The following is a 9,803-nucleotide window of genomic DNA, read 5'->3' as shown; positions in this document are numbered from 1 at the left end:
CGGCCTGACGCTGTCGTCGGCCGACGTCGCCGCCGAGCGTGCGACCGCGGCGGTGAAGCCGCTGTTCGACCCGGACGAGTGGCGCCAGAACCAGTCGGAGAATTTCCTCAAGCGGCTCGACGGCCTGATGGTGGCGGCTTCGACCGCCAATGCCGAGCAGTTGCCGCAGGCGCGGCTCGATCTCGCCGAATTCTACATGGCGCGCGCCATGTACCAGGAAGCCCATGGCGTCGCCAACCTGATCCTGTCCGAGAGCAAGCGCGGCAGCGAGACGGCGCCCGTGGTGATGGTGCACACGGTTGCCAGCATCCTGATCGGGCATCCGGCGCAAGGCCTCAAGGATCTCGCCAATCCCGTGATCGGCAACGGTTACGATTCCCAATTGTGGAAGGGGCTCGCCTTTGCCCGCGAGGGCAAATGGGCGGAGGCGCGCGAGAAGTTCAAGAACGCCGAGTTCGCGGTCGCGACGCTGCCGCCCGATCTGCAGCGCATCGTCACCATGGATTCGATGAAGGCCTCGCTCGAGGTCAAGGACTATGCCGGCGCCGCACGGCGCAAGAGCGATCTCGACGTGGTCGGCGTTCCCGATGAGCTGAAGCCCGCGGTTGCGGTGCTGCGCGGCCGGCTTGCCGAAGCGCTCGGCCAGGAGAAGGACGCGCTCGACGCCTACCGCTTCGCGATCAGTTCTGCCGACCGCCAGGCCGCCGCCGAAGGCAAGCTGCTCGAGACGCTGCTCAAGCAGAAGCGCGGCGAGATCGGCCGCGACGACGTGCTGAAGGAGCTCGAGCTGCTGTCGATGATGTGGCGTGGCGACAATATCGAGCTCAAGACGCTCTACGTGTTGTCGAAGATCTACGCCGAGACCGCACGCTATGCCGATGCCTTCGCGGTGACGCGTGCCGCGACCCGGCTGCAGCCGAACGCGCCGGAATCGCGTCAGGCCCAGGATGCCGCCTCGGCGCTGTTCGTGCAGCTCTATCTCGGCCCGAAGGGCGACGAGATGGCGCCGATCGACGCGCTCGGCACCTTCTACGAATATCGCGAGCTGACGCCGATCGGCCGCCGCGGCGATGAGATGATCCGCCGTCTCGCGGACCGCCTGGTCGGTGTCGATCTGCTCGATCAGGCCGCCGACCTCCTGCAATACCAGGTCGACAAGCGGCTCGAGGGCGCCGCGCGCGCCCAGGTCGCCGCGCGGCTTGCGATGGTCTATCTGATGAACCGCAAGCCCGACCGCGCCATCGGCGCGCTGCGCTTGACCCGGATCGCGGACCTCTCCGGCGAGCTGCGCCAGCAGCGCTTGCTGCTCGAGGCGCGCGCGCAGAGCGACGTCGGCCGGCACGACCTCGCGCTCGACATCATCTCCAACATCACGGGCCGCGAGGCGATCCGGCTGCGCTCGGACATCTATTGGGCGTCGCGGCATTGGCGCGAGGCCTCCGAGCAGATCGAGCTCTATTACGGCGACCGCTGGCGCGACTTCACGCCGCTCAATCCGGGCGAGAAGGCCGACATCATCCGCGCCGTGGTCGGTTACGCACTCGCCGAGGACGCCATCGGGCTGTCCCGGTTCCGCGAAAAATATGCCCCGCTGATGTCCGGCGACGCCGACAAGCTCGCGTTCGACTCGGCCAGCAAGCCGGTGGCAACCTCGAGCGCCGAATTCGCCCAGATCGCGCGGATGGCCGCCAGCGTCGACACGCTCGACGGCTTCATCCGCGAGATGAAGACCCGCTTCCCCGACGCCACCGCCCGCGCGCCGTTGCCCGATCCGGTCGCGACCGGATCGCTGCCCGACAAGCCGAAGGCCGCGCCGGTGAGCACGCTGCCCGTCATCAAGGGCGAGCGCCGCGCCAGCGCAGCTCAGTAGAGTCGTAGGGACTTACGGACCGGGCGACACCCATGCGGTCGAAATGATCCCCTTGTCGTCAAGTGCGATGCGCCAATGCGACGCGCCGTTCGCCTGTCTGACGCTGTAGACGTCTTCGCCCTGCTCGCCGACACCGAGAAAGCGGACCGACTGGATCGTGCCGAGGTCCGCGAGGGGCTGAAGCCACGTCATCTGCTTGCGTGTCGCCGCCGCGAGTGCCGGGCTCATCTCATTGTAGTTGGGATTCCCCGAGGCGATCCCATCGATCAGGCGGTGAAGTGCAGCCTCGGTTCCCGGATTGGCCGACTGGTTCTTGACGCGCTCCGCCGTCTGATCGGCGATCTTGCTTGCCGTCGCGGCGTCGATACGCGCCATCGGAATATCGCTGCCGTTCTGATGCAGAATCAGCGAGGTGGCTCGTCCGTCAGGTCCAGCGACGAAGCTGACCTGCGCATCGACAATCTTGGCGAAGAATTCGGTCAGGCTCTCGGCATAGAATCGCACCGAGCGCTGTCCGGTGAGTTGCATCACCAGATGATGCCCGTCGGGCGTCACCGTGAACACGGCGCGGTCGTTAAGCTGGTAGAATCCGGCACAACGATCGAGCGCGGCCGAATTCACGGCAATTTCCTGCCGCGCGGCGATCGGCGGTGATTCTGCGGTGAAGTCTGTAGCCTGGGCCGGCGCGCTCGGCGGTCCGGCAAACTGAATCCGGGCGGACAGCGTGTTCCAGTCACGCAGGCCGAACAGTTTTGCGATCAGCTCCAGGCTGTCGCTGTGGGTGAGGGGGATCGATTTGGCGCCGAGCGCTTCGCGCAGCGTTTGCGCCATGGCCTTGGCATCACGGAAGTCGCGCATGGGGTCAACCTTTGCATCGACGAACGGAAAACCGTCAGGGGCTTGCGTTGCTGACCCGTTCGTACGGGCAAAGGAAGCCTGAAACTGGCTTGATACATTCACCGTCCCCGGGGCGGGGCGCAAGCGGCGGGTGGTATCGACCCGGCCAAATGTTCGCCGGAGAGGTACGATTTGTCAATTGCAAGAGGTCGTGATCGCGTTCGTCCTCTCGACATTCCGCTGCCAAATCGGCAACCATGGCTGAAGCCGCCAGCCGGGAGGACGTCGTCACATGAGCAAGCCGATCAAGACCGAAGCCGAACTCATCGCAATGGCGCGTGCCGAATTGAAGGTGCATGCCGATTGCCCCGACGGCATCGACATCTCCGTGCTGCGCGACGGCGACAGCTGGGAATTCCGCGCCAGCGCCAGCGGGGCCACGGTAGCAAGGCCCGGCTATCCGGAATGCGTCGCGATGCTGGTGCAGATCGGCGACCACCTCAGCAAGCAGTATGACGTGCAAGCAGCATAGCGCGAAGGGTTAGCGGCTGCCGCGAAGCGGGGGGAGCGATGGACCGCATCGACGCCATGAAGGTCTTCGTCGCGGCGGTCGACGAGGGCAGCCTTGCCGGCGCCGGGCGGAAACTGCGGCGCTCGCCGGCGGCGGTCAGCCGGGCGATCGCGTTCCTTGAACATCATGTCGGCGCCGAGTTGCTTCACCGCACCACGCGGTCGCTGAAGCTGAGCGATGCCGGCCAGCGTTATGCGTCGGCGTGCCGGCGCATCCTCAGCGAGCTCGAGGAGGCCGACATCTCGGCCGGCGGCGAGCGGTCGGCGCCGCGCGGTACGCTGACCATCACGGCGCCCGTCGTGGTCGGCGAGGACGTGCTGCGGCCGGTGCTCGATGCCTTCATGACGGACCATCCGGCGGTGTCGGTGCGGCTCGCGATGCTCGACCGCACCGTCAACCTGATCGACGAGGGCATCGACGTCGCGCTGCGCATCGCCCATCTCGCCGATTCCAGTTTCATCGCAATCAAGCTCGGCGAGGTGCGCCGCGTGCTCGCGGCATCGCCGGGCTATCTCGCGCAGCATCCCGTGATCGGCGAGCCGGCCGATCTCGCAAAGCACCAGATCATCGCGATGACGCATTTCGGGCTCGACTCCTGGAGCTTTCCGCCGGCCGCCAAGTCGAAGGTCGCGCGCGCGGTGCAGTTTGCGCCGCGGCTGGTCGTCAACACGGTGCGGGCAGCAGTCGCCTCCGCCAGCGAAGGGCACGGCATCACGCGGCTGTTCTCGTATCACATCGCCGAGGAAATCCGCGACGGGCGGTTGCAGATCCTGCTCGCCGGCGACGAGCCCCCGCCATTGCCGGTGCATCTCTTGGCGCCGCAGGGCCGCTTCGACGTGCCGAAAGTGCGCGCCTTCGTCGATTTCGCGACGCCGCGGCTAAAGCGCTACTTCGAGCGGCTCTCCCGGGAGGCCAGCAAGGCCGGGGCAAAATCGCGACGATGAGTTCGTCGCGCTTTTGTTTTTGCTTGCGCATGATCTCCGCGCAAACGCTTCGCGTTTGGCGCCCCGGAAAACCGCTTCACACTTTTCCGGATCATGCTCCTGCTCAGTCGTTCGCGCCGCGGAAGAGTGTCTGCCGAATAGCGGGCATTCGCACGAAAAGCGGATGTATCTAATTTGCTCTCCATCGAAGCGGCGCTGGGTCGCTTCAGCAACAGATGGAGAGAGATCATGGGTGCAGAGCAGAAGGTCGCAATCGTCACCGGTGCGTCGCAGGGCCTGGGCGAGGCCATCGTCAGGGGTTATCGCGACCGCAATTATCGCGTCGTCGCCAACTCCCGCAGCATCAAGCCGTCCACCGACAATGACGTGCTGACCGTTGCCGGCGACATCGGCGATCCCGAAGTTGCCGACCGTATCGTCAAGCAGGCGCTTGGGCGCTTCGGCCGTATCGATACGCTGGTCAACAATGCCGGCATCTTCATCGCCAAGCCGTTCACCGATCATACCGATCAGGACTACGCCTCGATCCTGGCGACCAACCTCAACGGCTTCTTCTACATCACCCGCCGCGTCGCCAAGGAGATGGTGAAGCAGGGCTCCGGGCACATCGTGCAGATTACGACCAGCCTGGTCGATCATGCCAACAGCAACGTCCCCTCGGTGCTGGCGTCGCTGACCAAGGGTGGCCTGAACGCAGCGACCAGGTCGCTGGCGATTGAATATGCCGCCAAGGGTATCCGCGTGAACGCTGTGGCGCCCGGCGTGATCAAGACGCCGATGCACGCTCCGGAGACCCATGACTTCCTCGCCAAGCTGCACCCGGTCGGGCGCATGGGCGAGATGAAGGACATCGTCGACGCCGTGCTGTTCCTGGAAGGCGCGGGCTTCGTCACCGGCGAGATCCTGCATGTCGACGGCGGCCAGAGCGCCGGTCATTGACGAACATGATCTGGAGTGTGTGTCATGCCTATCGTCACCATCCAGGTCACGCGTGAAGGGACGGCGCCGGGTGCGTCGTCCACCACGCGGGAGCAGAAGGCCGCGCTGATCAAGGGCGCCAGCGAATTGCTGCGCGACGTGCTCGGCAAGCCGATGGAATCGACGTTCGTTATCGTCGAGGAAGTCGACACTGACAATTGGGGCTGGGGCGGGCTGCCCGCGCTGGACTATCGCAAGAAGCTCGCCGCCGCCGCTGCCTCTTCCCGCTGACTGCTTTTGCCAAATCAAACCCGGCGCCTCTCCCGATCGGGAGAGGCGAGCAGAGATCGCTGCAAACGATTGCTGCGATCGCAACTAATCATTTTTCACGAACGGCCGGAGGGCCTACTGCGATGTCCATGTCAGCCAATGTCGATCATGACAGGCGCCATCACGCCAAGCCGCATCGCGACGCAGGCAGCCCGCTGTGGCTATCCGCAACAGCGGGGCTGTGTGCCTCGCTGGTCGGGCTCGGGCTGGCGCGCTTTGCCTATACGCCGCTGATCCCGGCGCTGATCGCGGCGAAGTGGTTCACGCCGGCGGAAGCGGTCTATCTCGGTGCCGCCAACCTCGCCGGCTATCTCGCCGGCGCGCTGATCGCCCGCGATCTCGGCGCGCGCATCGGCTCGGTGTGGGCGCTGCGCGGCATGATGCTGCTGGCCGCCGTCACCTGCTTTGCCTGCGCGGTGCCGATCTCCTTCATCTGGTTCTTCGGCTTCCGCTTTCTCGCCGGCATCAGCGGTGGCGTGATCATGGTGCTGGCGGCGACCGCGATCCTGCCGCACACCGCGCCGAGCAAGCGTGGCCTGATCGGCGGCGTGATCTTCGCCGGCGTCGGATTGGGTATCGCTGCGTCAGGCACGCTGGTGCCGCTGTTGCTGCAACAAGGCGTCAAGCAGGCCTGGTACGGCCTCGGCGTGCTGTCGGCGGTGCTGACCCTGATCAGCTGGAAGGCGTGGCCGGCGGACGTGCCCGCCACCCATGGCGCAGCCGAGCCCCACGTTGCGTCGCATGGTGTGCGCTCGCCGCTGGTGATCGCGTTGTGCTTGGAATACGGCCTCAACGCGCTGGCGCTGGTGCCGCACATGGTGTTCATGGTCGACTATGTCGCCCGCGGACTCGGGCAGGGGATCGCGGCGGGATCGCATTACTGGGTGCTGTACGGCATCGGCGCGGTGGTCGGTCCGCTGCTCGCAGGTCATCTTGCCGATCGCGCAGGCTTCGCTGCGGCACTGCGTGCGGCGTTCCTGATCGAGGCCGTTGCAGTCGCGCTACCCGCCGTGACGAACTCGCCCGCCGCGTTGATCGTGTCGAGCCTCATCGTCGGCGGCTTCACGCCGGGCATCGTGCCGCTGGTGATCGGCCGCATCCAGGAGCTGATCCCGCATTCGGCGGCGAGCCAGCGCGCCGCCTGGGCGCAGGCCACCACCACCTTCGCGCTGTTCCAGGCGGCGGGCGCCTATGGTCTGTCCTATCTGTTCGCGCAGAGCGGCGGCAATTATGCGCTGCTGTTCGTGATCGGCGCGGCCGGCGTTGCCATCGCACTGGCGATTGAACTGTTCAGCGTTGTCGCTCTGGGACGCAAGCCGAGCTAACCGCGCAGCGCTTTGGTCAGCACAGCGACGAGGCGGTCGACATCCGCCTCGTCGTTGAAGACGTGCGGAGAGATTCGCATCCGGCCGAGCCGCAGCGCGACGTGGATGTTTTCGGCGGCGAGCCGCGCGATCAGCTCCTTCGGGATGCTGCCGGCCATACCGAGGCTCAGGATATGCGGCGCGCGCACGCTCGGCGCCAGCATGTTGAGCTTGAGGTCATGGACGCCGTCGGCGATCCGCTGGTTGAGCATCGCAAGCCGCGCACTGACGGCCGCGGCGCCCCATTCGGCCATCATCTCCATGCCGATCGAGGCCATTTCGAGGGTGATGAAATGATCGCGCTCGCCCATGTCGTAACGCTGGGCGCTGTCGACATAGCCGAGGTCGCCGAAATAGACCGGGTTCTCGGAGTTGACGTTGCGGCGGCCGGCGGAGGTCTGCTCCAGCGGCACGCCGTTCTGGTGGCGTTTTGCGACGTAAAGAAACGCCCGGCCGTAGGGGCCGATCAGCCATTTGTAGGTCGGGAAGATCACGGCGTCCGGATCGAGCTTTGTCACATCCATCGGCACGACGCCCGCGCTCTGCGTCGCGTCGATCACGAAGACAGCGCCTTGCCGCCGCAGCGCGGCCTGTAGTTTGTCGACGTCGATCAAGCCGCCGTCCGACCAGTGTACCGAGGAGATCGAGGCGAGCCCGACCGGCGGCGCACCCGGCCGCTCGATCGTTGCAAGCACGGCCGATGTCCAGTCGCCGTCGGTTGGCTGGCGCACGGTGTCGACGATGAAGCCCTGCGCCTCGGCGCGCGCGTGCCATTCCAGCACCGGCGAGGAGTGATCGTTCTCCAGCACGACGACGCGCGTGCCACGCGGAACGGTCAGCACCTTTGCCACCGTGGCGACGCCGTAGCTGATCGCCGGGATCAGCGCGACGTCATTTGCGTTGGCATTGATCAGGCGCGCCGCCGCGCTGCGGGCACGCTCGTGCTGGCGGCCGGCAAAGCCGGCGTCGATCGTCCAGGGCCGGCCCTTGCGTCCAACCGCCGCGCGGCCGGCGTCGAGCGTTTTCAATGGCAGCGGGCTGTAGGACGCCGAATTCAGGTAGCAGACCTCGCGTGGGATCTCGAACAGATGGCGCTGGGAGGGAAGCATGTCGTCTCGTGCGTGAGATTTGCAGATGATGTCGCGGTGAGGACGAGCGCGCGGCTCATCCATCATACTGGTCGGGCCCCATCGCCCATGGCGCCTGATCGTAGCCATTGGCGAAGGTGCGGTTGGTCTGTGCCGGATTGCGGTTGACCAGCGGCCGCAGATACATCGGATGGGTGGCGCTGCGCACCTCGTGTTCGACGGTGAACAGATGCCGCCCATTGGCGGGATCGACGATGTCGCAGAAGCGGTATTGGTACTGATTGTCTTCGCGGGAGACCAGATTGCGCTCGCGCAGCCGCCTGTACGGGCCGGAGAAATCCGTGATGTAGATCTGGACGTGATGCCCGTCGAACTCGCCCTGCGGCTGATCGGTCTCGCGGAATTGCAGATACTGATCCTTGCCGACTTTTGCGCGCGCACCGCGCCGTCGTCATTCGTAACGCTCGCGGGGATGCCCATGATTTCGAGATAGAACCGGCTGATCGCTTCAGCCGTGCCGCGCGGCACCTCGAATTCGACATAGGGCATGCCGAGCGCGATGCGTCCGAACCGCTCGGCGTCCGGTTCAAAGCAGCGCAGCCGGTTGCCCCAGGGGCAAATGGCCTCGACGTGATCGTTGCGCTCGCGATAGCTGAACGCGGTGCCTTCGAGCTTGGGCGCGACCGCGGCAAGGCGCTGGAGCAGGGCCTGCCGCCCGGCGATCACGATACCCGTGTGACCGCGCAGCACCTGCGGCCGGCCGCTCGGCAGATGAAACTGGCTGCGGCCGGCATTCACCCACATGTTGCTGTCGGAGACCATCAGATAGGGATCGCGGGTCAGCCCGATGCCGGCGACATAGAACAGCGTGGCTAGGCGCTGGTCGGGCACCTGCACGTTGACATGCTCGAGATGGATGGCGTTGCCGAGGTCTTCTGCGGCGCGGTCGAATGGCTGCTGCACGGCGCGGCTCCCTGGATGCGGTGCCGCGCATGATAGTGCAACGGCACGGCTGATCCAGCGAGCGGGCTATGAATGTTTCGCGGGGCTACCCCCCGTAGCTCTGCACCAGGCTGCCCGCGACTAGCGCCCAGCCGTCCACCAGCACGAAGAAGATCAGCTTGAACGGTAGTGAGACCACCACCGGCGGCAGCATCATCATGCCCATCGACATCAGCACCGAGGCGACCACGAGATCGATGATGAGGAACGGCAGGAACAGCAGGAAGCCGATCTCGAAGGCGCGCTTCAGCTCGGAGATCATGAAGGCCGGCACCAGGATGCGCAGCGACATTTCTTCGGGCGTCGCCGGCGGCGGCTCGCCCGAGAGGTCCATGAACAGCTTCAGATCCTTCTCGCGGACGTTCTTCTGCATGAAGCCGCGCAAGGGCACCGAGGCACGCTGCAATGCCTCCTCGACGCCGATCTGGTTGGCGACCAGCGGCTTGATGCCGTCGTCATAGGATTTCTGCAGCACTGGTCCCATCACGAAGGCGGTGAGGAACATCGCGAGCGCGATCATCACCGAGTTAGGCGGCGCGGTCGCGGTGCCGAGCGCGGTGCGCAGCAGCGACAGCACGACCACGATGCGCGTGAACGACGTCATCATGACGAGGATCGACGGCGCGATCGACAGCACCGTGAGCAGCGCGATCAGCTGGATCGCGCGCTCGGTCACGCCGCCATTGCCGCCGCCGAGATTGATGCTGATGTCCTGCGCCATCGCCGGATCGGCCAAGGATCCGGCGGCGATCAGGACAGCGATGAAAAAAACTCTACGCGGGACTGCCCCTGATCTCACGAAGGATTCTTCGGTCGGCCGAGCAGCGAGGCCATCTCGTCCTCGAGATTCTCGAAGCCGCTCTTTTGTCCGCCGGCGGG

Annotated in this window: 12 protein-coding genes; 8 read left to right on the top strand and 4 right to left on the bottom strand. The window is 65.7% G+C overall.

All coding sequences use genetic code 11. The annotated features are described in order from the left end of the window. On the top strand, window positions 1-1,870 hold a 1,870-nt coding region (locus tag H8A95_RS38990; RefSeq protein WP_476727261.1), incomplete at its 5' end, for a tetratricopeptide repeat protein. 12 nt (window positions 1,871-1,882) lie between these two features. On the opposite strand, the gene H8A95_RS38985 is transcribed toward H8A95_RS38990, so the two are convergent. Then, window positions 1,883-2,728, bottom strand: coding sequence for a glyoxalase superfamily protein (locus H8A95_RS38985; protein ID WP_229187883.1), 846 nt, complete (start codon window positions 2,726-2,728; stop codon window positions 1,883-1,885). A 271-nt stretch (window positions 2,729-2,999) separates the two neighbouring features. Here H8A95_RS38985 and H8A95_RS38980 point away from each other — a divergent pair, with 271 nt between their 5' ends. From H8A95_RS38980 to H8A95_RS38960, 5 genes are all read left to right on the top strand, one after another. Further along, window positions 3,000-3,239, top strand: coding sequence for a hypothetical protein (locus tag H8A95_RS38980; protein WP_229187882.1), 240 nt, complete (start codon window positions 3,000-3,002; stop codon window positions 3,237-3,239). A gap of 38 nt (window positions 3,240-3,277) precedes the next feature. After that, window positions 3,278-4,222, top strand: a complete 945-nt coding sequence (locus H8A95_RS38975) for a LysR family transcriptional regulator (protein ID WP_229187881.1) — start codon at window positions 3,278-3,280, stop codon at window positions 4,220-4,222. 228 nt (window positions 4,223-4,450) lie between these two features. Then, window positions 4,451-5,161, top strand: a complete 711-nt coding sequence (locus tag H8A95_RS38970; protein WP_229187880.1) for an SDR family NAD(P)-dependent oxidoreductase — start codon at window positions 4,451-4,453, stop codon at window positions 5,159-5,161. A 24-nt stretch (window positions 5,162-5,185) separates the two neighbouring features. Beyond that, window positions 5,186-5,431, top strand: coding sequence for a tautomerase family protein (locus H8A95_RS38965; RefSeq protein WP_229187879.1), 246 nt, complete (start codon window positions 5,186-5,188; stop codon window positions 5,429-5,431). 122 nt (window positions 5,432-5,553) lie between these two features. Further along, a complete protein-coding gene (locus tag H8A95_RS38960; protein WP_229187878.1) occupies window positions 5,554-6,795 on the top strand; it encodes a YbfB/YjiJ family MFS transporter in 1,242 nt (413 codons plus the stop codon). On the opposite strand, the gene H8A95_RS38955 is transcribed toward H8A95_RS38960, so the two are convergent. Continuing rightward, window positions 6,792-7,943: an aminotransferase class V-fold PLP-dependent enzyme gene (locus H8A95_RS38955; protein ID WP_229187877.1), complete on the bottom strand. Its 1,152-nt coding sequence runs from the start codon at window positions 7,941-7,943 to the stop codon at window positions 6,792-6,794. The two genes, H8A95_RS38960 and H8A95_RS38955, sit on opposite strands and share 4 nt — an antisense overlap. Window positions 7,944-7,998: 55 nt before the next feature. Then, window positions 7,999-8,130 (bottom strand): hypothetical protein, encoded by a 132-nt coding sequence (locus H8A95_RS43965; protein WP_274617709.1) that lies wholly within the window; start codon window positions 8,128-8,130, stop codon window positions 7,999-8,001. 3 nt (window positions 8,131-8,133) lie between these two features. Between H8A95_RS43965 and H8A95_RS38950 the strand changes: the two genes are divergently transcribed. Further along, the gene (locus H8A95_RS38950) at window positions 8,134-8,415 is read left to right on the top strand and encodes a hypothetical protein (RefSeq protein ID WP_229187876.1); all 282 of its coding nucleotides are present in this window, start codon (window positions 8,134-8,136) and stop codon (window positions 8,413-8,415) included. Further along, entirely contained in the window at window positions 8,352-8,798 is a 447-nt protein-coding gene (locus tag H8A95_RS38945; protein ID WP_229187875.1) for a hypothetical protein, read from the top strand. Before H8A95_RS38950 ends, H8A95_RS38945 begins: the two co-directional genes overlap by 64 nt. Window positions 8,799-8,970: 172 nt before the next feature. On the opposite strand, the gene fliP is transcribed toward H8A95_RS38945, so the two are convergent. Then, a complete protein-coding gene (gene fliP / locus H8A95_RS38940) occupies window positions 8,971-9,723 on the bottom strand; it encodes a flagellar type III secretion system pore protein FliP (RefSeq protein ID WP_229187874.1) in 753 nt (250 codons plus the stop codon). Window positions 9,724-9,803 lie beyond the last annotated feature (80 nt).

The organism is Bradyrhizobium oropedii, from assembly GCF_020889685.1.
Classification (GTDB): domain Bacteria; phylum Pseudomonadota; class Alphaproteobacteria; order Rhizobiales; family Xanthobacteraceae; genus Bradyrhizobium; species Bradyrhizobium oropedii.
Note: the sequence above shows the minus strand (reverse complement) of the source record. Positions and strands in the feature narration are given on the sequence as shown.

What these genes read in the sequence shown, in the direction of transcription:
- H8A95_RS38985 (WP_229187883.1), bottom strand. Translation starts at nt 2,728, where the DNA reads ATGCGCGACTTCCGTGATGCCAAGGCCATGGCGCAAACGCTGCGCGAA.
- H8A95_RS38980 (WP_229187882.1), top strand. Translation starts at nt 3,000, where the DNA reads ATGAGCAAGCCGATCAAGACCGAAGCCGAACTCATCGCAATGGCGCGT.
- H8A95_RS38975 (WP_229187881.1), top strand. Translation starts at nt 3,278, where the DNA reads ATGGACCGCATCGACGCCATGAAGGTCTTCGTCGCGGCGGTCGACGAG.
- H8A95_RS38970 (WP_229187880.1), top strand. Translation starts at nt 4,451, where the DNA reads ATGGGTGCAGAGCAGAAGGTCGCAATCGTCACCGGTGCGTCGCAGGGC.
- H8A95_RS38965 (WP_229187879.1), top strand. Translation starts at nt 5,186, where the DNA reads ATGCCTATCGTCACCATCCAGGTCACGCGTGAAGGGACGGCGCCGGGT.
- H8A95_RS38960 (WP_229187878.1), top strand. Translation starts at nt 5,554, where the DNA reads ATGTCCATGTCAGCCAATGTCGATCATGACAGGCGCCATCACGCCAAG.
- H8A95_RS38955 (WP_229187877.1), bottom strand. Translation starts at nt 7,943, where the DNA reads ATGCTTCCCTCCCAGCGCCATCTGTTCGAGATCCCACGCGAGGTCTGC.